The sequence below is a fragment of the Ignatzschineria sp. LJL83 genome, assembly GCF_054871845.1.
On record NZ_JBTXLY010000017.1, the window covers coordinates 17929 to 43954 of the forward strand.

Here is a 26026-nt window from a genome sequence, read left to right on the forward strand (position 1 = left end):
ATACGATTTTCCTGAAACTTCGCTGAAATCCCTCTGAATAAAGAGCTATATCAATCTTTAAAATGAATTCTAAAAAGAAGCCATCTATTTTCGATAGGCAACCTTATTATTTGGCATAATGCTCTGATATTTATCAGATAAATGATGTGAAATACTTCAATCATCTTTAAAGCCCTTCGATCTCATGGGAGAATTTTCATGAAACTATTTGCCGGAAGTTACGAAAGTTATCATGCGCACGGTGTGATGTTGCGCTTATGGCAACGTTCTATTCTATTTGCCGTACTGTTATTTGGATTATTAGCGCTATTACCGATTCACGCGCAAGTAACTTCCATCAATGCTTTTAAGCTCAACAATCAAGAAACGATTTCGGTGTTTTTTGATGAACCTCAACTTTTCAAGGCCGATGCGCTTCAAAAGCAGTTTAAAATTACGAGCTATAACTATGATAATCATAAAGATGAAGTGATCGATGAAGGAAAGTGGCATCTGAGTAAAGATGGCTACAGATTGTCGTATTATCCCATTTCTGAAGGAAGCTATACGATCAGCACCGATCAGTTTCAGCACCAAAAAACAAACTCCCGAAAAGAGGATTATATCTATTTAGGAACGCCAAGTGATTTTGTCAAAATCATCGGAAGAGGTCCTGTGTTACCGCTTCATAACTCTACGATTCCGGTGGAAATGTTCGGCACGCAAGAGATTGATGTGGAATATTATGCCATTCACAATTTACCGCAACTGTTAGAGAATTATTATATTGGCTCGGATTTTGATACATGGTCGCTATCTCGCTTAGTGAAAGATATGACGCCTGCCGGCATTTTCCGATATGTGACGCCGAAAGATACGCCAAAAAATGAACCGACGATTCATCAAGTGCCATTAGATAAAAACATTCAGCCCGGCGCTTATCTGATTACCGCAAATCCTGCCGGAGAAATATATAAGAAACCCGATACGCGCATTATCTTTATCTCAGATATCGGCTTACAAGCCCGTTTATATCCGGAAAGCACCGTCATTATCGGTAATCATTTCTCCAATAATGAACCTGTGGATGGCGCAACGCTTGAAGTTTGGAAAAACAAAGATCGTAAACTCGAAAAATCCTCCATTCTGTGTACCTTTGAAGATGGACTTTGCCGTTTACCGAAACGATTAGAAAAATCCGATATTGTTGTGGTTCAGCAGGAAGGCGATATCTCCATTCTTCCGCTCAAAGAGATAGCGCTCGATCTCAATGAATACGCCATTCAAGGCGCTGTTAGCACTGAAGAAGTCGCTTATGTTTATTCCAATAGAACGCTCTATCGCCCCGGCGAAGCGATGACGATCAACACGCTTCTTCGAAATTTTGATGGCTATCTATTGCCAGAACAACCTTTAACTTTAAGCGTGATTGATCCTCAGGGAAAAACTTTCCGAAATTATCAAATTGATTCGAGCACAGAAGGTTTCTATCAATCCATCATTACCATTCCGCAAGAAGCAAAAACCGGCATTTGGAAAATTGAAGCGCGTACCGATATTAGTAGTGATTTACCGCTCGGTTCGTTAAAACTCTATATTGAAGAGTTTATGCCAGAAAGAATGGAACTTATTGTGACAGCGGAAGAGAAAATCTATCAATATGATGAACAGATCTCATTTAATATCTCTAGCCGTTATCTCTTTGGTGCGCCGGCAAATGGTAATGAAGTTACTCTTCATCATGAATTATCTCTAAATCGAACACCCTTTATTGGTCACAAGGATTGGTTTACAGGCGTATTGTCATTCCCTAGTGAGTACTTCGTAAAATCTTACCAAGATCGAGGATTTTTAGATAAAAATGGGGAAGTAATCTTTGAAGCAACCCGTCCTTTCTCTCAAGATTATTGGCCATCTCCTTCTGCTGTTTTGCGATTTGATACGGCAGTGAATATTCTCGATGGTTCCGTTCTTGGTATTAGTCGTTCTGCTAAAAATAATCTTTGGCCAGGAAAAGCCGTGCCGGTGATTCGCCCGCTTTTTGAAGAGGGAAATATCGGTTACGGCAGAGATGCTAATTTTGAAATCTTTACCGCAACGCCGGAAGGCGATATTGCGCCGAGCAACTTACTGCTCACATTAAAGTATGAAGACCCATATTGTACTTGGGTTTATAGCACTTATCGTGGTTGGGATTGCCATAGAAACTATGGCTTCCAAATTCGCGAGCAGAAAGTGATTCAAAGTGGCGATATTTCGAACTTTTCATTCTCGCCTTACTCTTGGGGAAGCTATATTTTAGAAGTTAAAGATCTCGATACCGATTTAGTGACTGAATTTAAATTTGCCGGAAGCTGGGAAAACTCAAGCTCAGGACAACTTGCAGCAGCAAAACCACTTCACTTAAATCTTTCCACGCAAAAGCCAAGCTTTAAGCCCGGCGAAGAGATTGAACTCACGATTGATGCACCATTTCCGGGAAATCTCACGCTTTTAGTAGAAGGATCGAACATCTTATTTGAAGAAAATACACATATTCCTTCCGGTAAAAGTATCCTCAAAATTCCGTTTGATCCAAAGTGGAATCATCATGATCTCTATATTTCAGGGTTGTTAATCTCTAAAAACAAGAAAGATGAAACCGTTCGTTCTTTAGGAATTATCCCATTAAAAATCGATACGAGCGCCCGCAAACTGTATCCTCAACTCTCATTCCCGGCAATTACCCTTCCCGATCAGCCTGTCACAATTGAAGTTTCCTTATCAGATGCGGATATTCAAACTTTAAAAAATGCCGGCAAAGAATCGCTCTATGCCACGATCAGCATTACCGATCGGGGAATTTTAAATATGATTCCCGAAAAACAGGGTTCCATGTTTGATGCCTTGTTCAAACAGCGCAGATATAGCGCCGAGATTATTGATTATTACAGCCGTATCTTTAAGCAAGGAATGGGCTCTCTCTTAAATCCGCAGTTTGGTGGGGATTCCGATCTCGTTGCCGAAGAAGAGGAAAGCTTACCGAACCTTACAGAGATGAAAACGGTTTCTCTCTCTTCAGAGCTGATCTCGTTTGAGGATGGCAAAGCGTTTATCACATTTGATCTACCTGATTTTAATGGCGAAGCGGAAGTTGCTGTAAAAATCTTTAATGATTCGCAAATCGGGGAGATCAACGAAACGCTCATCATTCGTGCGCCGATTATCGCCGACCTTGTCCCGCCGAAGTTTATTCGTGTGGAAGATGAAACCTTTATCTCGCTCACCCTTGTGAATATGACGGGTCAGAAAGATCTTATCAAAATTTCTGTAGGCAGTGAGCAATTTGATATTGATTATCAAAATGTCGTGGAACTCGATAAAGAGGAACGCTTTCATGCGCTGATTCCTATCTCTTTAAAGGAATTCACACCCTTTGCCGAAGTGGTTTTAGAGATTGATTCCCAAAGCTTTAAAGCGATTAGAAACTACCAAATCGGAACGGTTCATAAAACAGAAGAAACGGCGATTTATGATCGTAATTCTCTAAAAGCCGATACGCTTTGGCAGAGAAATAGCGCTATTTCAGGGCAATTTAGCCAAGGATTTAGAGAATCCATTACATTCTCGAAAACGCCGTATATTAACGTTCTCTCTTATACCAGCGGATTATTCCAATATCCTTATGGCTGTACAGAGCAGATTACGAGTAAGGCTTTCCCATGGTTATTCAAAGAGAATGCGATCTTAGATCAGGAAAAACGTCTGGCGTATCAATTAGACATTCAGCGCAATCCTAAAAAATCTTCCGAGAGCTTTGAAGAGTGGGAAGATAAAATGATGAAAGATACCATCAGCAAGTTATTAGATCGTCAGAAACCGAATGGCGGTTTCTCTTTGTGGTCAAATGGCGAAAGCCGTTTTGCAACGAGCGTGTATATTACGGACTTTTTAACCACAGCAAAAGAGAAATATCCTGCACATATTCCCCAAAAGGATCTTGATAGAGCGCTGTCTTATCTCAAAAGACAACTCAATGATGCTCAAAGTGTCTACAATAGAATCGGTACAGAAGTGCCTTCAAGCCGAGATAATATTCTCAGCCGTTTCAGCTTAACCAATGTCAGTTATGCGACTTGGGTTTTAGCGAAAGAAGGTAGAATCTTTAATGCCGATATTCTCTTTTTAAAACAGCTTGAGCATCGATTAACGCCGTTATCTACGGCCTATTTAGCCGCGGCATTTACCATTCTCGGCAATGAGCAAGATGGAAATATTCTATTTTCAAAAGTGCTTGAAAAAATGGAGAGTAAAAATCAGGAATATGGCTATTATCAATCGGATGTTTCTGAAATCGCATTGATTTTAACGATGTTTAATGAGATCAGCGCTCGCAACTTTCAGGTCAATAATGATATTCAAAACGAGCTATTACTTCTATTGGATAATCGATTAAACACCCGAAAATACTTTAGTACCCAAGATCGTTATTCGCTGATTAAACTCGGCGTTGATCAATCGCTTGAGCCGACGGAGATGTCGTTCATCGTTAACGGAGAAGCGCAATCGCTTCTCACAAATACCATCATTCCGGCAAATAGTATTGCCACGCTTTCGAGCAAAGAACCGTTATTTATGGAATATCATATTGAAGGATATCCAAAGCATCCTGTGCAAGTGGAGAACTTCAAACTGAAATTCACTAAATCCTTAAATAACTATATTGGGCAAACGCTGAAAGTGGGCGATCGAATTACGGTTCGTTTAACCGTTGAAGCGCCGGATAATAATCTTCCAAGCGGATTGATTGTCGATCGTATTCCCGGCGGTTTTAATCTTGTGAATCCAAACATCGCAACCGATGATATTGAGGAGTTTTACAAAGATTTAGGCATTTCCAAAGCGCAAAGAGATCGAATTGAACATGAAGAATTCAGATTTGATCACTATTTGGTATCACTGCCGATCTCAAAAGGCGTGAAGCAAGAGTTTGTCTATATTCTGGAAGCTGCCGTTCCCGGCGTTTATGAAATGCCCATCACAACCATCGAAGATATGTATCTTCCTACTTACAAAAATATCATGGTGGAACCCGGCATTATCACTATTGAGAAATAACGGCGATCAGTAAGATTAACAATCTACAACTCACATTTATCAATCCATCACCATTAACCCTAATTGCTTACATCGCAATTAGGGTAATGCTTTTATTACTATTACTAGATTTATAAAGAATTTTATCTAGGAGCAATCTAGGAAACATCGAGTAATAGACATTCTAGAAAGAGGGAATCCATTGACACAAGTTACTCCAAAACAAGTGCTTTATACATGCCTGTTATATCTCATGCGTTTTATTTTTTTTATTCTCTTAATCGTATTTGTATCCATTCCCATGCTGTGGATACTTTTCTTCCCTGACCATGATCTGAGTCTTTCATCCACCATTTCTACTACCTGTTTTCTTGTGATCTGCTGCTTATATTATCTATATCAACGGCAATTAAAAAAACACAATCCTGTCGGATATGGCACTTATTCTTTCAATAAAAATATTGGCTATTTCTTGATAATGATCCTGGCTCTACTATTTATAACCCACTTTATGTTTGAAAATGTCCTTCAAATTGAATCGCCGGAAAATCAAAAAATCATCGAAATATTATTGGTGCGTTTTCCTATAACGATGTCGATATTTGCGATTGCTGGTGCTCCTATTGCGGAGGAATTATTATTTAGAGGAATATTTTTCAACTATTTTTTCACCAAAAATACCTATATATCTAGATTTTCAGCCATTTTTTTTAGCGCATTACTATTTGGATTACTCCATGAAATCTCTTTCTCACTCACCTTATTATATTATTTTTTAATGGGTGTCTTTTTGGCGATGACATACGCTTATACTCGAGATATTAGATATCCCATTCTGATTCATATCATCAATAATGCCGTAAGTGTTTATGCTGTTTTTTACGACTTATAGTCAGCAACTAATAGTTTGATAAAAAACAGAAATTCTATCTCCACGAAATACGTTATAATCTTGTTTAATTGAGACATAAACCTCCCAAAAGCAAGGAATATATATGACATCATTTCAGACCTACCTCGTTGGCGGTGCTGTGCGAGATAAGTTACTGAAGCATCCTTATCATGAACATGATTGGGTTGTAGTGGGCGCAACGCCGGAAATTATGACTGATCAAGGCTATCAGCTCGTTGGCAAAGATTTCCCTGTTTTTTTACATCCCAAAACAAAAGAAGAATATGCGCTCGCTCGTTCTGAGCGGAAAGTTGCGAAAGGTTATCAAGGTTTTACAGTTTGCGCCGATCCTTCTATCACTTTAGAAGAAGATCTTCTGCGCCGAGATTTAACCATTAACGCTATTGCCGAAGATTCTGATGGCAATCTGATTGATCCTTACGGCGGCATTCAGGATATTGAAAACAAAGTGCTTCGCCATGTGAGCGATGCTTTTATTGAAGATCCTGTTCGTGTACTTCGCTTAGCAAGATTCTATGCGCGTTATTATCAATATGGTTTTACCATTGCCGATGAAACAAAAGCGCTTATTAAAAATATGATCCAATCGGGCGAACTAGAAGCTTTAACGCCGGAAAGAGTATTTCAAGAGCTCAATAAGGCATTAGGAGAAGCATCGCCGCAGGAATTTTTTAATGCGCTTCGGGAAGTCGGTGCCTTAGAGATTCTCTTTCCTGAGCTTGAAGCACTATTTGGCGTGCCGCAAACGGCAAAGTATCATCCCGAAATTGATTCTGGCGTTCATACGTTAATGGCACTAGAAGCATCCACGGCAATTACAGATGATTTACCAACGCGGTTTGCCATTCTTTGCCACGATTTTGGAAAAGCAGTCACGCCGATGGATGAATGGCCAAGCCATAAACTGCATGAAATCCGCGGCGTTCCCCTTGTAGAAGCTTTTTGTGATCGTTTAAAAGTGCCAAAAGAGTATCGAGATATTGCGTTAAAAGTGACGGAATTCCATCTTTTGATGCATCAAGCATTCACTTTACAACCAAAAACCATTCTTAAGCTATTGAAAAGTTTAGATGCGTTTCGCAAACCACAAAATTTAGTACGCTTTGTGGATGCTTGTAAAGCAGATGCAAGAGGAAGACTGCATTTTATGGGCAGAATGTATCCTCAGAAGGCATATATCTTAGAATTAAGAGAAAACGTGGCAAATATGAATTTGCAGCCAATCATTCAAGACATTGATAAAAAAGAGATTCCGGAAGCAATTCGCATCTCCCAAATTAAAGTGATCGCAAAAGCGATTAAAGATTACTCAAAAATTTGACGGTATCCCGTTTATGGCCTATTATACATTTCTTTCTTGGAACACAAGATTAAAGATTTCGGGGCATAGCGCAGCCTGGTAGCGCATCTGGTTTGGGACCAGAGGGTCGGGGGTTCGAATCCCTCTGCCCCGACCAATTTTTATGACAGTGTTCAATGTAGCCCTGAAGTGCTTTAAGCGCTCGTAGCTCATCTGGATAGAGCATCGGCCTTCTAAGCCGAGGGTAGCAGGTTCGAGTCCTGCCGAGCGCGCCATTAAGCATCATCGGCGTAAAGACTGCAAGAGAGAAAAGCGGTAAAAGAAGTAAGTTTCTATGGTGGACGTAGCTCAGTTGGTAGAGCCCCGGATTGTGATTCCGGTGGTCGCGGGTTCGATCCCCGTCGTTCACCCCAATTTACCTTTGGTAAATATAGAAAAACTTACAGATTGTTTCCCAAAGACAATTTGTAATGATAAAAATATCAACTTCTTACATTAAGATCGGGGCATAGCGCAGCCTGGTAGCGCATCTGGTTTGGGACCAGAGGGTCGGGGGTTCGAATCCCTCTGCCCCGACCATCTTTAAGAAAATAACATCCTTACGGGATGTTTTTTTTCGTCTTAAATTTACCGATTTGTCAGAATACTCACGAAAGCGCCAGTACGTTCTTTAAAGAATTTCAAACTGAAATAAATACCTTAACATTCAGTAATGCTAAAATCATCATTCATCACTAATGCAATGAATTGATACTCAATGACAAAACTCAGAATTCTCCCTCTTTTACTCTTACCGCTCATCATTACAGCGTGCTCTTCCCTACCAACACCACAAATGCCGGCGAAGAACCAAGCTTATTTGAATGCGCAAAAAGAGATTACTCACTTACCTTCACATCAATATCGCTATTTGCAAGATAAGAGCATCTATATTGCCGAATCTGAAAATCAGGGAAGAATCATCTCTCCCGATGGATCTTTCTATCAAGGAAGTATTCAAGATAACAAACCTCATGGTTTTGGCAAAAGTACTATGATTACCGGCGAAATATATGAAGGCGAACATCAAAATGGGCGATTTGAAGGAAAGGGAAAGCTTATCTTAAGTGATCAGTCCTATTTTATTGGTTCATTCAAGAATCATAAGGTTCATCAAGGAACGATGTATTTTACCGATGGGAAAATTTCTGAGCTAAAATAAGCGATCAATCAGCTTCTCAGCAAGTTCTATAAACTTCCCATGACATTCAATGAAAACAACATTCTCTATGATCGATCAAAATTCAAAACATTAATCGATCTTCTTTCTTCCCGCCATCAAATCTCCGTCATCATGTTTTAGTTTCGCAAAAATGTAGGTCGCCAACAGCGTTAAAACTCCCATGCTAATGAATGTGAGCTGGAATGCTTTTTCCATATTTTCTGTCACAAACCAATGTTGCGCGACATAGAAGTTTAAAAACAGCGCCGCAAAAGCCACGCCTAACGTTAATGCTAACTGCTGATTCACAACCACCAAACTATTTCCGCTACTTGCTTGATCCTTGCCAAGATCCCCGATTGTCAGCGTATTCATTGCCGTAAACTGAATAGAGTTACAAACCCCCAAAATATAGAGCTGTATCACTAAAATCGCAATCGGTATATAGCGCCCAAGAATGCCGATTAGAATAATGCTCACACTAATAAGCACCGTATTCCAAATGAGAATGCGCCGATAACCTGTCATTCGTAAAATTTTTGTCACAAAAGGCTTTATCGTAATTCCACCCACTGCAATAGGTACAAGTAACCAACCGGCATCACTTGGCGTATATCCTAAGGCGACTTGAAAGAATAGCGGCAATAGAAATGGCATCGCGCTAATGCCAAGTCTTGCCACGAGATTGCCATTCAGACCAATTCTAAAAGTGCGAATATCTAACAGCGTTAATTCAAAAAGCGGTTTATCTTTACGTCTTGCATAGAACCAATAGCGCATTAAAAAGAGAAATCCACCCAATATAAGCGGAATCGAAAGCCATTTATAATCGCCATTAATGGAATATTCTAAGCCAAAAGTAATAAGAAATACCGCCAATGCAAAGATAATATATCCGTGCAGATCGAACTTAAAGGGTGCACCTCTGAAATCCGGCATCGCAAAAAAAGCGAGCAGTAAAACAATCACGCCGATGGGAATATTAATGAGGAATATCCAATGCCAACTCATATATTGCACTAAGTATCCGCCGACAACCGGCCCTAAAATCGGACCAATCAGTGCCGGCGTGAGCGCATAATTAATCACTCGAAGATAATCTTTCCGTTCATACGCCTTCATCAGAGCTAAGCGTGCTACCGGCGTCAGCATTGCGCCACCAACGCCTTGTAGAACCCGAGATAAAGTTAACTGCGTTAAATTCATGGAAAATGCCGCAAAAAGCGAGCCCAATGTAAACAGAATAATCGCTAGTAAAAAGGTTCTTTTCGTCCCAATTTTATCTGCCACAACACCGCTAATCGGCGCACAGATCGCCAATACAAGCGTATAACTCACAAGAATGGATTGAAGCTTTAATTGAGATTCATTGAGATCAGCGGCAATGCTCGGAAGCGCCGTATTTAATATGGTCGTATCGAGCATCTGCATAAAAATCGCAATCGCCAAAATGACCGGCAATAGTTGCTTTGACCGTTTTGAAATCTCATTATTGACCTGATGATCCATATCTCTTCTCACTCTGTAAATGGCTTCCTTTCCTAATCTTATATGAGCACTTATTTATATTTTTGGTATTGAATGGGCATTTTTTATTTTTGGTAACCTATTTAGTGTCCGATTCTGATATTGCTAAGTTCGCAATTTCTAATACTCCAGATATTACCGCAATTTTTTCTGAATCTTCAGGCTGCTGAATTGCCAAATGAGGTTGAAAGTTAGAAGGATACTTATAGGGATATTCAAGGCTATCTCCCATCGTAAAGTGATCTTGACCGGCATAATCGATATTCAGATAAGCCACCGTTTCAGTCGTAGCTTTCCCTCTTCCGGCATTAATTTTCACAAAACATTCATAATCACCTCTCGGCGTGAAATATCCCCCTTCGCTGAGCATCTTCAAGCTAAACTCATTCTTACCGTTGATTAAATACGGGTTGATATTATCATTATAATCAGACGTTAAATACCCAAATCCACGTCCATAAGTATCATAAATACGTTCTCCGTTCACATATAACCCACATTCCGAACCTCTAGAATAAAACTGCATCCGATAAATTTGATTAGGTTGCTCTAAAGGTGGTTTTGCCACGGATACTGGCACGTTACTCATTTCAGATTCTTTATCGATTAAAAAAATATATACCACAATATTTATCGCGATAATGGCAAGAATTGCCCCGATCCAAATCTTCTGTTTTGATCCCATAATTTACCGACCTTTCTAAATTTTTCTGTAAAAACAATTATCTCATTGATTCCCTCAAAGCTGTATCGCTCTTGATAATATATTTACAAATTCCTCCGATATAAAAAACTTCATGCATATCGCATCTATTGATTGCGTTACCGCTCAAACTTAGGCAAAATAGCGAGCTTGAGTTAGCCAGGTAATCGCTCGTATTTTTAATACTAGAGGAAAGTCCGGGCTCCTCGGATCAAGATGCTAGATAACGTCTAGAAAGCGTGAGCTTATGGAAAGTGCTGAAGAAATTAAACCGCCTAAAGATCTTTAGATCTCGGTAAGGGTGAGAAGGTGCGGTAAGAGCGCACCGTACGAAAGGTGACTTCTCGTAGCTGAGGTAAACCCCATCTGGAGCAAGACCAAATAGGAGTACATTAGACGAGATCCGCGTTGTACTCGGGTAGGTCGCTTGAGGATAGAAGCAATTCTATTCCTAGATGAATGATTATCCACGACAGAACCCGGCTTATCGGCTAACTCAAACTTTTCAATGAAAAAGCGGTGCAATATTATTTGCACCGCTTTTTTGTTTATAGTCGTTTCAATTTAAGATTTCCAAAAGCCTTAAAAGCCTTAAAAATCTTAAAAGATTTAATACTGCTGGCACGTGATTTTTAGAAAAATGCAAACATTCGAACCAGCGATGAATCAGCCCCTATTTGACAATTAAACTCTCTGAAACTAATTCCACGATATATTGCCGAAAAAAATTACTGACAAGAATTACTAAAAGTAACGATTCCTCATACTAAACCATCAATACACCATTCTCTTTTCAAGCTCCGGCAAATACGCATCTATTCTTTGAGCAAGCTTTGGAAGATTTTTTGTCGGCACTGCTGGAAAAAGATGATGTTCGGCATGATAAAAGAGCTGATACGTAATATTGCTCTTAATCGGATTTCGAATAGTACGCGCCTGAAAGACATGATCTAGCGCATCATGATGCACAGTCCAAACTGCAAAGAACACTGAAAACACCTGAGCCACAAGCATTGTCGCATAATGATAGGTTAAAATATTACTATTCAAAAACCCGAATACGGCAATTAAAATGCCGGCATTTCCCATTAATTCTAAAACAATCCAAATGCGATCATGCTTCTTGCCGACTCTCAAGGCATTATAATGATGCAAAAAAGGATAAATGGGGCCAAAGAAAAACATCACTTGCCACCATTTATACGTTGCGCACTTCCCTTCTAAATCCTCTTTTTCCAAGCAATATTGATGATGCCGTAAATGATTGACCTTCACAGAATGCATTGAGCCGAGCATTAAACTGCTTAATACATAAAGCACCACATAGTTTCCCCACTTCGGCAATCCTAAAGCTCTATGGAAAATATCGTGAACTTGCCGTAATCCTGTCATAAAAAACATAAAAGATGCGCCCAGTGCAATCACGTACCACCCAATATAGGCAAGGAAAAAAGATAAGAGCAACCACGGCATCGAAATGAGTAATTCCTTTCTACTCTCGCACGGCGTTAAGGCTACTAAATCTCGCCATTCAACATTTTTTCTTACATTTTCTGCCATAAAACCCTCATCTTTTATCTCTATTCACATGATGTAAAAGGCTATCTATATTTTCATGTTTCTGTAATTACAGAATATACCATTAATAGTGAACTTTAACCAAGCAGATAAATGTAAAGGTTCGACAAGATCTATAGATCAAATTTTCATTAAGATATAGCACAAATACCGACCGAATATACCGCTATCATTCTGCCTTAAATAATTCCTCCAAACGCTTCTTCTAAATGATTTATGATAAAATTATCGGTAAATTTATAAACCAAGCGACAAATTCGCTTTATAGCGTTCAACCTTCCTTTCGAGCCATACAATGACTATTGAAGATGCCCTAATTTTAGGTAAAGAAACCTTAAAATCACTTCCTTCTCCCCAATTTGAAGCGGAACTTCTTCTTGCCTATGCGCTCGATGTCAATCGTAGCTATCTCATCGCGTTCCCAGAAAGAGAGATCGATACTGAAACTCAGGCTCGATTCTTATCGCTCATTGAACGCCGAAAAAATGGCGAACCTTTTGCTTATATCACGGGAGAACAGGAATTTTACGGCTTATCTTTCAAAGTGAATGCCGAAACCTTAATCCCAAGAGATGATACAGAAGTGATTGTCGATACGGCACTATCCCTTATTCCAACGGCATTAGAAGCGCCATTTTCTCTAGTAGATCTCGGTACAGGAAGTGGCACCATTGCACTTTCGATTAAGAGCATGCGCCCTGACATTGAAGTCACTGCCGTAGATTATTATGAAACAACGTTAAAAATTGCCGAAGATAATGCAAAAAATAACCAATTAGAGATTCATTTTCAGCAGAGTGATTGGTTCCAAAACCTGCCAAAATCAGCATTTGATATGATCGTTTCCAATCCTCCTTACATTGATCCCATCGATCAACACTTAGAAGGTGACGGCATAAAATTTGAACCCAAACGCGCACTCATTGCCGACAATCAAGGATTATCCGATCTTTTTCATCTCATCGAAACCGCTCCTAATTACTTCAAATACTCAGGATGGTTACTGCTCGAACATGGATACGATCAGCGAGAAGTTTTACAGCAAAAAATGCAAGATTGTGGATATCAAAATATCCAAACAATACAAGATTACGGCGGAAATGATCGAGTGACTTTGGGGTTCTATTCAGAATAAATACACTTATATACATGCTAAAAAGGGCTTTTCAAGAAAAGCCCTTTTAACTTCATCTAATTTTAATCCTAATTTTTACAAAAATGACAATCCAACAAACATAGTTGAAATAATTATTCCTGATAAAAATAACCAGATCAAACAATACCCCATTATATCTCTAGCAGAGAGCCCTGCCACACCTAACAATGGTAATGCCCAGAACGGTTGTATCTGATTAGTCCACGCATCTCCCCATGCAAATGCCATAATAGTTTGAGGAATATCCGCTTTCAATGCCATAGCTGCCTCCATCATGACAGGTCCTTGTATTGCCCACTGACCTCCTCCTGATGGTATAAAAATATTTACCAATCCCGCCGCAATAAATGTCATAAACGGAAAAGTATATTCATTAGATACCGTAATAAACCAATCTGCAAAGATAGTTACTAGTCCTGAACTTGCCATCATTCCTGCAACACCCGCATATAATGGGAATTGAATAATAATCCCTCTAGTGGATACAATTCCTTCTTTGATAACATCTAAAAATGCTGCTGGGCTCCTATGCAAAACTAAAGATAATGCCAAAAATATTAGAATTACCATGTTTAAATTCAGATTAAATCCTAAGTCTTTAAAATGACTGACTAAATAGATAATCGGCATTGCAGCTAACAAAAGATTTACCAAATAACTGTGCTCTAATCTTTCAGCAAAAGTCATCTCTTTTTTTGTTTTATTAATGTACCCATATTCAACTTCATCTTCATCATCTGCCTTGTATTCAATAATATTTTCTTTCTTTGGCGTCATACTAATAAACAAAAGTACAAGAGCAATTAATATCACGATTGATAAAGTGATATTCCAACCCGAATAAAGGGTTTCTGTAACCGGTATAATCCCTATTTGATCTTCCAAGAAATGTCCAGGAGTTGCTACAACAAGAGGGATCGATGAAGATGGTCCTCTAATGATCTCAGCACCATAAGCTGCTGCCACAACCATTGGAAAATGAAGCCCTTTTATTTTCTTTCCCATTTCCTTGGCTAAAATCGCACCTACTACAAATCCAAACCCCCAGTTAATATAGCAAGCCAAAAATGAAATCACTGCTACTAATGCTAATGCTTGTTTAGGTGTATTTGGAATACTTGTTAAAAAATTTAGAAATCGTCTAGCTATCGGCGTTAATGCTAATGCATATCCTGTCAATAAGACTAATGCCATTTGCATTCCAAATGTAAATAATGATGAAAAGCCTTTCCCCCAATAATTCGCCATATCAATAGGTGTTTTATCAGCAATAGAAAGCCCCAAAACAAACACGATCACTGTTAGAAAAATCGCTAATATCAACGCATCTGGCAAATATCTTTGCATTACTTTTACAGTAAAATTTGTTATTTTCTCCATGAATCCTCCAATTAAATTATTTATACTTTTTTATACATTTATAGTCTTTCAATAATCAGTGCAATTCCTTGTCCAACGCCAATACACATTGCACAAAGAGCATAACGCCCTTTTCTGCGCTCAAGTTCATAAATTGCGGTTGCCACTAATCTTGCACCCGATGCGCCTAAAGGATGCCCTAAAGCAATTGCACCTCCATTGGGATTAACATGCTCAGCATCATCTTCCAAGCCTAGTTCACGCATACAAGCGAGTGCTTGTGTCGCAAAAGCTTCATTCAGCTCAATGACATCCATATCCTCTAATGTTAAACCTGTACGTTTGAGAAGCTTTTGAATTGCCGGCACAGGACCGAATCCCATAATGCTTGGCTCAACGCCCATACTCTGCATACCGATAATTTTTGCTAATGGTTTTAATCCATATTCAGATACGGCATTATCTGACGCGATCAACAGAGCGGCCGCTCCATCATTAATACCGGAAGCATTGCCGGCAGTGATGACACCATCTTGCTTTACAAAAGGTTTGAGCTTTGCTAAGCCTTCCAAAGTTGTGGAGGCTCTTGGATGCTCATCCTTATCAAATACGATATCGTCTGATCGTCTAACAGGAATATTTACCGGAATAATTTCTTGATCAAAAATCCCATTTTCTTGTGCTTTTGTGGCCTTCATTTGGCTTCTATAAGCAAAGATATCCTGATCTTCACGAGAAATATTAAATCTTTCCGCTAAGTTTTCTGCGGTTTCCGGCATAGTTTCTGTGCCGTAGAGTTGATTCAACTTTGGATTAATAAAGCGCCAACCCATCGTGGTATCTTCCATCTTTGGCGATCGATCATAAGCGCTTTCACTCTTTCCAATCACGAAAGGAGATCTCGTCATGCTTTCAACTCCGCCGGCAATTAAGAGATCCGCTTCTCCGGATTTAATCGCTCTTGCGGCACTTCCGATCGCTTCTAAGCTTGAACCACATAATCGGTTTACCGTAACACCGGGAACTTCCTGCGGTAACCCTGCCAATAAGAGCGCCATTCGCGCAACATTACGATTATCTTCCCCTGATTGATTCGCACATCCTAAAATCACATCATCTAGATTTTTCCAATCTACTTCAGGATGCCTTTCCATTAAAGCAGTGATGGGTAATGCTGCTAAATCATCCGCTCTAATTCCGCCTAATGTTCCACCATATCGACCAAAAGGGGTTCTAATTGCATCACAAATATATGCATTAATTTCCGCCATATTCTATTCCTTCCCTCATTATTCTTATTCTAAATTGTTGATGCATCAATTAACGGCGCATCGGTTAATTCCTGCAATTCTGGAAATGTAATTCCCCCGAACATTTCAGTGACATATAATTTTTTATCTCTCACATCAATGACCGCTAAATCTGTATAAATCCGATCAACGCATCCAATGCCTGTTAATGGATAACTACACTCTTTTACAATTTTTGCCGTGCCATCACGCGTTGTATGATTTGTTGCAACCCAAACATTTTTCGCACCAATTGCAAGATCCATTGCGCCGCCTACTGCTGGAATCGCATCTTTCGCACCGGTATGCCAGTTTGCAAGATCTCCATTTTCAGCAATTTGAAATGCACCTAAAACACAAATATCAATATGTCCACCGCGCATCATCGTAAAAGAATCGCCATGATGAAAGTAGCTTCCTCCAGGAAGTAATGTCACGAGCTCTTTACCGGCATTAATTAAGTCTGGGTCCTCTTCTCCCTCTTTTGGGGAAGGTCCCATTCCTAATAAACCATTTTCGCTATGCAAAAATACTTCTTTATCTGCATCAAGATAGTTCGCAATAGAGGTCGGAAGCCCAATTCCTAAGTTGACATAAGCACCATCAAATATATCTTTAGCAACTCTTTCGGCAATCTCATTTCTTGTCAGTGGTGTATATGTTTTTGTCATCACTATTCCTCGCTCTACTTAATTTCAACAACTTCATTTACAAAGATTCCCGGCGTAATAATGCACTCAGGATCTAAATCTCCCACATTCACAACCTCATTCACCTGCGCAATTGTGTAATCAGCAGCGGCTGCCATAATCGGGCCAAAGTTACGCGCCGTTTTACGATAGATAAGATTGCCGTGACGATCGCCTTTATAAGCTTTAATGAGTGCAAAGTCCGCAGAGATGGGATATTCCAACACATAATTACGACCATTAATTTCTCGGGTTTCTTTCCCTTCTGCAAGTTCTGTTCCAAATCCTGTTGGCGTATAAATAGCACCAAGCCCCGATCCTGCAGCTTGAATTCTTGCCGCTAAGTTTCCTTGTGGAACAAGTTCTAACTCAATTTCTCCGGCACGATAAAGTGCATCAAAAATATGGGAGTCAGATTGTCTTGGAAAAGAGCAAATAATTTTTTTCACACGTTTGGATTTTAATAAAGCTGCCAACCCAATTTCCCCATTGCCGGCATTATTATTAATAATGGTTAAATCTTTCGCACCATGCTCAATCAGGGCATCAATCAGTTCAGCCGGCTGTCCTGCCGTACCAAAACCACCAATCATGATGGTGGCACCATCGAAAATTTTTTCTATAGCCTCTCCTAAAGATCGCCCTATTTTATTAATCATATAAATCCTTTTGTGCGACAATCGCACGAAATCAACTAATATCGAACAATATAATTAATCTCATACTAATAATATGTTGTCAATAATTATTGATGCATACTGAGATTTACTTAGAGCATAAACTCTTGGCTTGCCTTATAATTAAGGTACTGAACTAATATATAAAATTGAGAAGGCAAGCCCATTGATGACATTAGATAAAGATAGCAACCTCCAACTTGTAGAACATTATTCTAGCGATCCTGATTTCATCAGTGCTTTTGCAAGAGGTCTTGTTATTTTACAAATACTATCTATTAGTAAAAAACCTCAAACAATATCCGATATTTCTAAAATCACAGGCTTTCCCAGAGCCAGTGTACGTAGAAGCCTATATACATTATTAAAAATGGGCTTTGTACACCAAGATGATCGTTATTATGAACTAACCTCTAAAGTTCTAACCTTAGCTCATAGCTACATTACTTCTCAAACTCTTCCTAATGCAGCACAACCAATTCTTGAAGGAATTACAAGAAACCTCGATGAAGCATCATCCATGGCTGTTTTAGTACAAAATGAAATTATTTATATTGCGAGATCCTCTGAAAATACTCAAAGAATCATGACAAATACTTTAACAATTGGTAGTCATCTTCCGGCATATTGCACATCAATGGGAAGAATATTACTAGCAGCAGAACCTACTGAAAAACAGATAGAAATATTAAAAGAATCTCAACTTAAAGCACACACTCAAAATACTATTAATGAAATAGATGCCCTATTAGAGGAATTAGCAAAAATAAAAGAACAAGGTTATGCCATTATTAATCAGGAATTAGAATTAGGACTCTGCTCCATCGCTGTTCCTGTGCGCGATAAATCAGGAAAAACAATTGCAGCTATAAATGTGAGTACACACGCCATGAGAAATGAAATTAAGGAGATGAAAGAAAGATTCCTTCCAGAACTTCTCGCATCTTCCGCCATTTTAACAACATTTATATAGTCTATTTTCCTCAGACCTAAAGCTCATCAAATAATAGAGAGATCAATACTTCTCTCTATAAAAAGGAAAATCTTTCTTCGATATCTTATACTATGCGCATATTCATATTATTCGTTTAATAAAGAGATTTATGCAAAAGAACTTCCTAGATGAAATTACACCAATCCTCGAAAAACATGCCGATAATTCGGATTTTTTAAGCTCCTTTGCAAGAGGATTAGTGATATACGAAGTTTTATCATCTAGTAAACGAGCACAAACGATTTCAGATATTGCAAAAGATACCGGTTTTCCACGAGCAACCGTACGCCGAGGTCTTTTTACCTTAATGGAACTCGGCTATGTCATTCAAGATGATCGTTATTATGAACTTTCTCCCAAAGTTTTAATGCTCGCTCACAATTATATTAATTCTCAAACACTCTCTAGCACCGCCCAACCGATCTTGGAAAATATTTCAAGAACACTCGATGAAACAGCGACGATGGCAGTATTGGTCCAAAATGAAGTAATTTATATTGCACGATCTTCCGAGATTAATAAAAAAATTATGTCCGATACTTTCACCATTGGGAGCCATCTGCCGGCATATTGCTCTTCCATGGGCAGAGTATTATTAGCAGCAGAATCCAGGGAAAGACAGATTGAAATCCTCAATCAGTCACAGCTTATTCCTTATACAGCAAAAACCATTTATGAGATTGATGGAATTTTAGAAGAACTCAAAAAAGTTGCCGAACAAGGTTTTGCAATCATTGATCAAGAACTTGAAATTGGCTTATGTTCTGTTGCTGTTCCTATTTTTGATCGTGGCGGAAAAGTGATTGCGTCTTTAAGTATTAGCACCAATATCCTCAAAAATGATCTTGCAACGATTGAACAAAAATTCTTACCTGTTCTTAAAGAATCAGCAGATATTCTGACTAATTTTATTTAAAGAACGACTTAAAACATCAATAACTCAAGATCTAAAAACACAAAAGCCTAGCTCAATCAGCTAGGCTTTTGTGTATGCTCTGTTTCTAATTCTCAAAATTAGATCATCCATCTAACCATTTCTACGCTCTGAAGCCAACAATGCTTCAATACGTTTTTCTAAGGGTGGATGTGTACTGAAAAGGTCTCTTAAAGATCCTGTAAAACCAAATGCCGCAAACTCCCCTGGAAGATCTTGGTTCATATCCGGTCTACGGCGTAGCGCATCAAGGGCATTCGCCATTTGTCTATTCGACGTTAATCTTGCGCCACCTTCATCTGCTCGATATTCACGATAACGACTAAACCAACTCGCAATAATTTGCGCTAAAAAACCAAAAACAATCTGAAGAATCATTGTTGCAATAAAGTATGCACCTGAACTAGTAGCCTCTCCTTCTGAATTACTACGAGATGCAATAACCTCGGCAATAATACGAGAAAAGAAAACCACAAATGTATTTAATACACCTTGCAATAACGCCATTGTGACCATATCACCATTTGCCACATGCGCCATTTCATGACCGATAACCGCTTCAATCTCATCTTTGTTCATTACGTGTGTCAAACCTGTACTAATCGCGACCAATGAGTTATTACGACTTGCACCTGTCGCAAAAGCATTAGGTTCCGGCGATTCAAAAATTCCAATCTCCGGCGTTTTAACACCAACGGCCGCCGCTTGTCTCTTCACAACATTCACATACCAAGCTTCAAACTCTGTTTGCGGCTCTTCAATAATATGCACACCCATTGTTCGCTTCACTAAACTCTTGGACATTAACAGAGAAATAATCGAACCGGCAAAACCAACAACCGCACAGGCTAAGAGCATTGGTAATAAGCCTCTTCCACCTGAAATTGCCGTATCTAATCCCGTAATTTTTAAAATAATGGTGATAACGGCAATTACCGCCATATTCATCATCATCCATAATGCTATTCGTTTAAACATGAGAGTTCCTTCTCCTTCGTTCCCGTATCAAATAATTCTTAAAACAATTTACTAAAATACTATATGTGGTTGCTTATCAATAAAACAATGGCAAACACAGAAAAGCCTTGATGATAAATCACCAAGGCTTAATTCACTGTCGAATCTTTCGAAATAATTACGCAGTTTTTGCAGTTTTACGCGCTGGTAATTTTTCTTTGATTCTTGCTGCGCGACCTGAAAGTTCACGCAAGTAGTAGAGTTTCGAACGACGAACGCTACCACGACGTTTCACGTCGATACCTGCAATAAGCGGGCTGTAAGTTTGGAATGTACGTTCCATACCAACACCGTGAGAAATACGTCTTACGATGAACGATGAACCTAATCCACGGTTTTTGATTGCGATTACAACGCCTTCAAATGCCTGAATACGCTCACGCTCGCCTTCTTTAACCCTTACATTTACGATGATAGTATCGCCAGGGTTAAAAGCAGGAAGCTCTTTACCTTGCATCGCTTCTTGCTCTAATTGTTTAATAATATTCATGTCGTTAAACCTTCTAATGTAATAACCATCTTACCCAGATTTATTCTAAGCAAAGCATTATACACCAATATTTTGTTATTGGTATCACTTTTATTCAAATAATGAGATAGAGCCCTGCCCTTTACGCAATATTTCTGGTACACCATTGCTCAAATCTATTACAGTCGTTGGCTCCATGCTACAAGCACCGCCATCAATGATAGCGTCGACATGATTACCAATCACATCATTGATTATCGAAGCATCATTGAGCTCATATGCATCGTAACCAGGTACTTTTAACGTCGTTGAGAGGATCGGAGCCCCGAGCCCTGCTAAAACAGCTTGGATTATAACATGATTAGGAACTCGAAGTCCTACTGTATTTCTTTTCGGCATTAAAAGCTTTTTAGGAACTTCTCGGGTTCCTTTTAATATCAAAGTGTAAGCTCCCGGCAATATCGCTTTTAATAACCGATATTGAGGATTGTCCACTAAAGCGTAATGCGATAATTCTGATAAATCTTGGCACATCAGAGAAAAATAGTGACTTTTGGCGCTTTCCTGTCGAATCTTTAAAATACGATCCATTCCCTTTTGATTCCCTAACATGCATCCTATGGCATAACTAGAATCTGTCGGATAGACAACCACTCCTTCCGCATGAAAGATAGATACTACTTGCTCAATGAGTCTAGCCTGAGGACTTTTAGGATGAATATGCAATAACATAGGAAGCTTTTCTCTTTTGTAAAATCTAACGTAAAATATAATTGCCTTACACAATTTACATAAAAATTGATAAATATTGATTAGAGTATCAAGCTAAATAATATACAACCTCTCCATCTCGAAAAGCAATCGCTACTTATTACAAGACAGATATTCCTTGTAATGCAACTGGAACCACAACATCGCAATGATCGTGAATTCATTGTCTAATTCTCCACGGTCAAGCATCTGAAACCCCTCTTCTCGACTTACCACGAATGCCTCAATATCTTCAAGCTCATCCGCCAAACCGAAATAGCCGCCTGCATTCTCTAAGTCACATAAGCCTAAGTAAAGGTGCATCTTACTCGCACTCCCACCAGTCGATGGATAATATTCATAAATCGGAATAAGCTCCTGAACAAATACACCAGCCTCTTCATTCGCTTCTGCCAGGATAATCTCTTCTGGTGTTTCAGCTCGGTCTATTGTGCCGGCAACGATCTCAATCGTCCATGGAGATGCTCTTTCTGGGCGCATTAATAAAGGTACGCGTAATTGACGAACAAAGAGAACTTCATCTCTTTTAGGGTCGTAGAGCAAAACACTTGTGGCATCACTTTTTGCAATAACCTCTCGTCTTACGCCTTCAAAACGGCGCCCATCAAAACAGTCATGATCTACAATCAGTTCATTAACTTTGAAGAAGCTATCAAAAACTCTATGATTTACCTTAATCGTAATATTGCTTTTACTTAAACTCATAGATCCTCTTTTTTAATACGCAAAATAAAAGCCATTCATAATGAATGGCTTTTTATCAAAATCATTTATCTAGCTACCCCAGCTTCTTGCCGTACCACTATCAATATGTACAAACGAAGATCTACTGTAATATCCCACCCCACCCGCTTTTAATGATAAGGCAGAATTACGAAGATTACGAGTTGAAATACCAGGCATACGAATATCAATTGCTTTTGCCTTAGTGTGGAAACTACTCTTTGCCACACCTCGCATCGTATTGCGCAACATTTCATTTGTTTTATTAGAACGATATCCACTTAAACCATGAACAGGTTTAGAATATCCTAACTGAAGAGTGATTGCATAGAGCTGGTCTAATACATGTGGATCATAGAGTTTAGCAGTTTTTGTTCTTCTATCTCTCAATGCCCAAGAAATTTCATCCAATGATTCCTGAATGTAACCTTCGCCAGGAACCCAATATACTGTTTTTGTAGTCTCACCCAATGCCGGTGTATATATAACGAGCTCTCGTTCATTAGATAGAGCTTGTTTCGCTAAGGCAGGATTTAAACCAAAAATTCCAAACACAGCGGACCCAGCTAATACTCCAGATGCAACTTTCAAGAGATTTCGTCTATTGTCACAAACAATCTCATTGTGTTGTTGAATGTATGATTCTCTATCTGTAATAATTAATTTATTGTCCATATATATTATTCGATCCTTTCTGTCATTTATTCAATGACGATATCGCACTTATTACTTTTCTTTAAGTTATTTTCAAGAGGTAATTTTAGTATTCGGGGTGCGAAAATGCAACCTTCATAAGGTAAATTATTTAAAATAATTATCAATATAATATACAAAATAAATTATTGCTATATTTTCATAATAAAAATTCTACACATCATATTTATGTGTGAAATCAGCTAACACTCTTTACTCATGGTAGAATACACGATAATTACTTTTAAGACACTTATTTAAATATGCAAAACTCTCAAACATACGATACTGATCTTGCACAAATAAAAACACCCCCTCATTCTATTGAAGCTGAGCAAGCAGTGCTGGGTGGATTACTCATAGACAAAGATGCTTGGGACAGAATTGATGGGATGGTTTCAGCAACGGATTTTTATAGTAAAAATCACCGGATCATCTTTGAAACAATCCAAAGTCTTCATAATGAAATGCAATCTGTAGATATCCTAACCGTTAGTGATGATCTAAAACAGCGTGAATTACTCGAAGACATTGGAGGTTTGCCCTACTTAGCGACTCTAGCTCAGGATATGCCTTCTGTGAGTAATATTACAGCCTATGCTAAAATCGTTTATGAACGCTCTGTTGTTCGAAAACTCATAGCTGTGGGTACAAATATTGCGGATTCTGGTTTTAATCCAAAGGGTAGAAGCAGTAACGAGCTCATTCAGTTTGCAGAGCAGGCCGTGTTTGCAATTGCGGAACAAGGAAGCAAACAAGATGCTGGCCTCATAGATATTCGTGATGTTCTTAAAAGCACTATTGCTAGAATTGATGAATTAGCACAAGCAAAAGGCGGTATTACAGGTGCACCAACAGGTTGGGATCAATTTGATGAAATGACCTCAGGCCTTCAAAATGGCGACATGATCATTGTTGCCGGTAGACCATCAATGGGGAAAACAACCCTCGCAATGAATATGGTCGAACGAGTTGCCATGTATACCAATAAACCCGTTGCTATTTTCAGCTTAGAGATGCCTGCCGAACAACTTGTCATGAGAATGTTTGCTTCTATCGGTGGAATTGAGCAAGGGAAAGTCAGAACAGGCGAGTTGAATGACATTGAAGCTAAAAAACTAAGTGATGCGACAAAAACTCTAGCACAAACAAAAATATTTATTGATGATACAAGTGGACTGAGCCCATCTGAAGTACGCTCAAGAGCAAGACGCTTACAACGGGATCACGGTCAATTAGGCCTTGTAATGGTGGACTACTTACAACTTATGAGTGTTCCCGGCATGTCAGATCAGCGTGTTGCGGAAGTTTCTGAAATCTCTCGTTCCCTTAAGCTTATGGCGAGAGAGCTTAATGTTCCCGTAATTGTTCTTTCTCAGCTGAATCGTAGCCTAGAGCAGCGACCTAATAAACGACCAGTAATGAGTGATCTTCGAGACTCCGGAGCAATTGAGCAAGATGCTGACCTTATCTGTTTTATCTATCGAGATGAAGTTTATAATGATGAATCTCCTGAGAAAGGAGTCGCTGAAGTCATCATCGGAAAGCAACGTAATGGTCCTATTGGAACCGTTAAACTCAGCTTTCAAGGTCGTTATTCACGATTTATGAATCTCTCGACTAGAGACTTTGCAGATCAGTTTGTGGATGAGTAATTCCTGAATCATTCCAACTAAATTTCAATCCTATTAATGAGCCTCATCTTCTAGCCTAATCTGCGCTAGATGTATGAGGTTTTTTTACATCTATCTTTTATTGTTAAATTTTATAGCTATTATTAAATAAAACCCGACGTCACGATCATTTCATCTAAAGTTAGATGAGCATTACCTCTCCAAAACTTCTTTAAATTTGCCCATAATTTTTCGATCGGATTTAATTCGGGAGAGTAAGGAGGTAAAAACAGTAATTCAACGCCATACTTAGGTGCTATCTCTTTGAGATAGTCACTTTTATGGAATGTCTCATTATCTAAAACAACGACACTATTTTTCGGTAATTCAGGAATAAGTCGTTTTTCAAACCACTCATTAAAAACCTCGCTATTACATGTGCCAGAAAACAACATAGGTGCAAGACATTTTTTATTAAAATAACCTGCAATTAATGATGTTCTAGAACTTCTCGCTCCTTTTTTAAAATCATACACTCTAAGACCTTGGTGCTTTCTCCCATAATTTATATTTTTTTGTGCGGATATTGCTTTATACCAATGCCTTAAATATTGTCGTCGCTTTTCAGGGGATTTGAGGCTTTCTCGATACCTAAAGGTCTTTTTTTGCGTGTGATTTTCATTTTCTTCAACGAATGGCTGATAGATCCAATGCTCGTATCAAAATGTAGAGCAATTTATTTTAAAAAGGTATCTGGATATTCTTGAATAAATAACTCAAGTTGCTCATAAGTATACTTTCTTGGCGTGTAGTTTCGTGTTTTTTTAGCTTCAAAAACATCCGGCGTCTTTAACCATTCATAAACCGTTGATGGGTTAATACTAAATCTTCGCGCAGCTTCAGCTTTGCTGCCACCTTCGGTAACAAAGTTGAGGACTCTTGTTCTTAAATCTTTTCCGTAGCTCATAGCTATCCTTACTATTATGATGGTTATCCTTTATAGATTATAAGGGAGATTGTTTAAGAATAGCTATATCTAGGATTCTCACCAATATTCGGAATACGACAATAAAAGCTATGAAACTTCAATAGAAAAGATGCTTGATGAATAACCTAGCGAGAGATCATGACATAGTTCCTATTCCCAACCCTCACGATTAAGTTTTTTTATCTTCTTATCTTAAGCTTTCATCTTTTTTCATTTTTCTTGGCGCAAAGAAAAAGCCTCTAGTTCGTTAGAACTAGAGGCTTCTCAAATTAAACCCTGGGGGTGACCTACTCTCACATGGGATCTCCCACACTACCATCGGCGCAGCTACGTTTCACTTCTGAGTTCGGGATGGGATCAGGTGGTACCATAGCGCT

21 protein-coding genes, 4 tRNA genes, 1 rRNA gene, 1 other RNA gene and 1 pseudogene are annotated in these 26026 nt (G+C 38.9%); 13 read left to right on the forward strand and 15 right to left on the reverse strand.

Annotation, left to right across the window (positions count from 1 at the left end; translation table 11 throughout):
- Positions 1-198 precede the first annotated feature (198 nt).
- From ACYSN2_RS10330 to ACYSN2_RS10365, 8 genes are all read left to right on the forward strand, one after another.
- Positions 199-5076: an alpha-2-macroglobulin family protein gene (locus ACYSN2_RS10330; protein WP_461750181.1), complete on the forward strand. Its 4878-nt coding sequence runs from the start codon at positions 199-201 to the stop codon at positions 5074-5076.
- A gap of 181 nt (positions 5077-5257) precedes the next feature.
- A complete protein-coding gene (locus ACYSN2_RS10335; protein WP_461750182.1) occupies positions 5258-5947 on the forward strand; it encodes a lysostaphin resistance A-like protein in 690 nt (229 codons plus the stop codon).
- A gap of 103 nt (positions 5948-6050) precedes the next feature.
- Entirely contained in the window at positions 6051-7289 is a 1239-nt protein-coding gene (locus ACYSN2_RS10340; RefSeq protein WP_461750183.1) for a multifunctional CCA addition/repair protein, read from the forward strand.
- A gap of 59 nt (positions 7290-7348) precedes the next feature.
- Positions 7349-7425, forward strand: a tRNA-Pro gene (locus ACYSN2_RS10345).
- 41 nt (positions 7426-7466) lie between these two features.
- A tRNA-Arg gene (locus ACYSN2_RS10350) sits at positions 7467-7543 on the forward strand.
- 62 nt (positions 7544-7605) lie between these two features.
- Positions 7606-7681 (forward strand) — tRNA-His (locus ACYSN2_RS10355).
- 89 nt (positions 7682-7770) lie between these two features.
- Positions 7771-7847 (forward strand) — tRNA-Pro (locus ACYSN2_RS10360).
- A gap of 178 nt (positions 7848-8025) precedes the next feature.
- Positions 8026-8469, forward strand: coding sequence for a hypothetical protein (locus ACYSN2_RS10365; protein WP_461750184.1), 444 nt, complete (start codon positions 8026-8028; stop codon positions 8467-8469).
- A 90-nt stretch (positions 8470-8559) separates the two neighbouring features.
- Here ACYSN2_RS10365 and ACYSN2_RS10370 read toward each other — a convergent pair whose 3' ends face one another.
- Complete coding sequence (locus ACYSN2_RS10370; RefSeq protein ID WP_461750185.1) at positions 8560-9978, reverse strand: MFS transporter; 1419 nt, start codon at positions 9976-9978, stop codon at positions 8560-8562.
- 97 nt (positions 9979-10075) lie between these two features.
- Positions 10076-10681 carry a hypothetical protein gene (locus ACYSN2_RS10375; RefSeq protein WP_461750186.1) on the reverse strand — a complete coding sequence of 202 codons (606 nt, stop codon included), beginning with the start codon at positions 10679-10681 and terminating at the stop codon, positions 10076-10078.
- Between the two features lie 169 nt (positions 10682-10850).
- On the opposite strand from ACYSN2_RS10375, the gene rnpB reads away from it, so the two are divergent.
- Positions 10851-11202: RNase P RNA component class A (gene rnpB, locus ACYSN2_RS10380), an RNA gene on the forward strand.
- Positions 11203-11473: 271 nt separating this feature from the next.
- Here the strand turns inward: rnpB and ACYSN2_RS10385 are convergent.
- Positions 11474-12259, reverse strand: coding sequence for a fatty acid desaturase family protein (locus ACYSN2_RS10385; protein WP_461750187.1), 786 nt, complete (start codon positions 12257-12259; stop codon positions 11474-11476).
- A gap of 313 nt (positions 12260-12572) precedes the next feature.
- On the opposite strand from ACYSN2_RS10385, the gene prmC reads away from it, so the two are divergent.
- A complete protein-coding gene (gene prmC, locus ACYSN2_RS10390) occupies positions 12573-13412 on the forward strand; it encodes a peptide chain release factor N(5)-glutamine methyltransferase (protein WP_461750188.1) in 840 nt (279 codons plus the stop codon).
- A 75-nt stretch (positions 13413-13487) separates the two neighbouring features.
- On the opposite strand, the gene ACYSN2_RS10395 is transcribed toward prmC, so the two are convergent.
- The 4 genes from ACYSN2_RS10395 to ACYSN2_RS10410 are packed head-to-tail and all read right to left on the reverse strand — an operon-like array spanning position 13488 to position 17429.
- Entirely contained in the window at positions 13488-14813 is a 1326-nt protein-coding gene (locus ACYSN2_RS10395) for a short-chain fatty acid transporter (protein ID WP_461750189.1), read from the reverse strand.
- 38 nt (positions 14814-14851) lie between these two features.
- Positions 14852-16063 carry a 3-oxoadipyl-CoA thiolase gene (gene pcaF, locus ACYSN2_RS10400; RefSeq protein ID WP_461750190.1) on the reverse strand — a complete coding sequence of 404 codons (1212 nt, stop codon included), beginning with the start codon at positions 16061-16063 and terminating at the stop codon, positions 14852-14854.
- A gap of 29 nt (positions 16064-16092) precedes the next feature.
- Positions 16093-16752 carry a 3-oxoacid CoA-transferase subunit B gene (locus ACYSN2_RS10405; protein WP_461750191.1) on the reverse strand — a complete coding sequence of 220 codons (660 nt, stop codon included), beginning with the start codon at positions 16750-16752 and terminating at the stop codon, positions 16093-16095.
- Between the two features lie 14 nt (positions 16753-16766).
- Positions 16767-17429, reverse strand: coding sequence for a 3-oxoacid CoA-transferase subunit A (locus ACYSN2_RS10410; RefSeq protein WP_461750192.1), 663 nt, complete (start codon positions 17427-17429; stop codon positions 16767-16769).
- Between the two features lie 187 nt (positions 17430-17616).
- On the opposite strand from ACYSN2_RS10410, the gene ACYSN2_RS10415 reads away from it, so the two are divergent.
- Together ACYSN2_RS10415 and ACYSN2_RS10420 are read left to right on the forward strand one after the other, a co-directional pair.
- Positions 17617-18420: an IclR family transcriptional regulator domain-containing protein gene (locus ACYSN2_RS10415; protein ID WP_461750193.1), complete on the forward strand. Its 804-nt coding sequence runs from the start codon at positions 17617-17619 to the stop codon at positions 18418-18420.
- A 130-nt stretch (positions 18421-18550) separates the two neighbouring features.
- Entirely contained in the window at positions 18551-19357 is an 807-nt protein-coding gene (locus ACYSN2_RS10420; protein WP_461750194.1) for an IclR family transcriptional regulator domain-containing protein, read from the forward strand.
- Between the two features lie 111 nt (positions 19358-19468).
- Here ACYSN2_RS10420 and htpX read toward each other — a convergent pair whose 3' ends face one another.
- The 5 genes from htpX to ACYSN2_RS10445 all read right to left on the reverse strand — a co-directional run bounded on the left by htpX (position 19469) and on the right by ACYSN2_RS10445 (position 23030).
- A complete protein-coding gene (gene htpX, locus ACYSN2_RS10425) occupies positions 19469-20353 on the reverse strand; it encodes a protease HtpX (protein ID WP_461750195.1) in 885 nt (294 codons plus the stop codon).
- A gap of 157 nt (positions 20354-20510) precedes the next feature.
- Positions 20511-20882: a 50S ribosomal protein L19 gene (rplS, locus tag ACYSN2_RS10430; RefSeq protein WP_461750196.1), complete on the reverse strand. Its 372-nt coding sequence runs from the start codon at positions 20880-20882 to the stop codon at positions 20511-20513.
- A gap of 90 nt (positions 20883-20972) precedes the next feature.
- Positions 20973-21593 carry an L-threonylcarbamoyladenylate synthase gene (locus ACYSN2_RS10435; protein WP_461750197.1) on the reverse strand — a complete coding sequence of 207 codons (621 nt, stop codon included), beginning with the start codon at positions 21591-21593 and terminating at the stop codon, positions 20973-20975.
- A gap of 132 nt (positions 21594-21725) precedes the next feature.
- Complete coding sequence (locus tag ACYSN2_RS10440) at positions 21726-22337, reverse strand: NUDIX domain-containing protein (RefSeq protein WP_461750198.1); 612 nt, start codon at positions 22335-22337, stop codon at positions 21726-21728.
- A 69-nt stretch (positions 22338-22406) separates the two neighbouring features.
- The gene (locus ACYSN2_RS10445) at positions 22407-23030 is read right to left on the reverse strand and encodes a YcbK family protein (RefSeq protein WP_461750199.1); all 624 of its coding nucleotides are present in this window, start codon (positions 23028-23030) and stop codon (positions 22407-22409) included.
- Between the two features lie 281 nt (positions 23031-23311).
- Here ACYSN2_RS10445 and dnaB point away from each other — a divergent pair, with 281 nt between their 5' ends.
- Positions 23312-24703, forward strand: coding sequence for a replicative DNA helicase (dnaB, locus tag ACYSN2_RS10450; RefSeq protein WP_461750200.1), 1392 nt, complete (start codon positions 23312-23314; stop codon positions 24701-24703).
- A gap of 122 nt (positions 24704-24825) precedes the next feature.
- Here dnaB and ACYSN2_RS10455 read toward each other — a convergent pair whose 3' ends face one another.
- The 3 genes and pseudogenes from ACYSN2_RS10455 to rrf form a co-directional block, all read right to left on the reverse strand.
- Entirely contained in the window at positions 24826-25368 is a 543-nt protein-coding gene (locus ACYSN2_RS10455; protein ID WP_461750201.1) for a transposase, read from the reverse strand.
- A pseudogene (locus ACYSN2_RS10460) lies at positions 25266-25628 on the reverse strand (IS630 transposase-related protein). Before ACYSN2_RS10460 ends, ACYSN2_RS10455 begins: the two are co-directional and overlap by 103 nt.
- 295 nt (positions 25629-25923) lie before the next feature.
- Positions 25924-26026 (reverse strand): 5S ribosomal RNA (gene rrf / locus ACYSN2_RS10465); the annotation flags it as partial.

Coding starts and splice junctions, on each gene's coding strand:
- ACYSN2_RS10365 (WP_461750184.1), top strand. CDS start 8,026: ATGACAAAACTCAGAATTCTCCCTCTTTTACTCTTACCGCTCATCATT.
- ACYSN2_RS10445 (WP_461750199.1), bottom strand. CDS start 23,030: ATGGACAATAAATTAATTATTACAGATAGAGAATCATACATTCAACAA.
- ACYSN2_RS10370 (WP_461750185.1), bottom strand. CDS start 9,978: ATGGATCATCAGGTCAATAATGAGATTTCAAAACGGTCAAAGCAACTA.
- prmC (WP_461750188.1), top strand. CDS start 12,573: ATGACTATTGAAGATGCCCTAATTTTAGGTAAAGAAACCTTAAAATCA.
- htpX (WP_461750195.1), bottom strand. CDS start 20,353: ATGTTTAAACGAATAGCATTATGGATGATGATGAATATGGCGGTAATT.
- ACYSN2_RS10420 (WP_461750194.1), top strand. CDS start 18,551: ATGCAAAAGAACTTCCTAGATGAAATTACACCAATCCTCGAAAAACAT.
- pcaF (WP_461750190.1), bottom strand. CDS start 16,063: ATGGCGGAAATTAATGCATATATTTGTGATGCAATTAGAACCCCTTTT.
- ACYSN2_RS10395 (WP_461750189.1), bottom strand. CDS start 14,813: ATGGAGAAAATAACAAATTTTACTGTAAAAGTAATGCAAAGATATTTG.
- ACYSN2_RS10440 (WP_461750198.1), bottom strand. CDS start 22,337: ATGAGTTTAAGTAAAAGCAATATTACGATTAAGGTAAATCATAGAGTT.
- ACYSN2_RS10435 (WP_461750197.1), bottom strand. CDS start 21,593: ATGTTATTGCATATTCATCCTAAAAGTCCTCAGGCTAGACTCATTGAG.
- ACYSN2_RS10330 (WP_461750181.1), top strand. CDS start 199: ATGAAACTATTTGCCGGAAGTTACGAAAGTTATCATGCGCACGGTGTG.
- dnaB (WP_461750200.1), top strand. CDS start 23,312: ATGCAAAACTCTCAAACATACGATACTGATCTTGCACAAATAAAAACA.
- ACYSN2_RS10405 (WP_461750191.1), bottom strand. CDS start 16,752: ATGACAAAAACATATACACCACTGACAAGAAATGAGATTGCCGAAAGA.
- ACYSN2_RS10410 (WP_461750192.1), bottom strand. CDS start 17,429: ATGATTAATAAAATAGGGCGATCTTTAGGAGAGGCTATAGAAAAAATT.
- ACYSN2_RS10375 (WP_461750186.1), bottom strand. CDS start 10,681: ATGGGATCAAAACAGAAGATTTGGATCGGGGCAATTCTTGCCATTATC.
- rplS (WP_461750196.1), bottom strand. CDS start 20,882: ATGAATATTATTAAACAATTAGAGCAAGAAGCGATGCAAGGTAAAGAG.
- ACYSN2_RS10385 (WP_461750187.1), bottom strand. CDS start 12,259: ATGGCAGAAAATGTAAGAAAAAATGTTGAATGGCGAGATTTAGTAGCC.
- ACYSN2_RS10415 (WP_461750193.1), top strand. CDS start 17,617: ATGACATTAGATAAAGATAGCAACCTCCAACTTGTAGAACATTATTCT.
- ACYSN2_RS10340 (WP_461750183.1), top strand. CDS start 6,051: ATGACATCATTTCAGACCTACCTCGTTGGCGGTGCTGTGCGAGATAAG.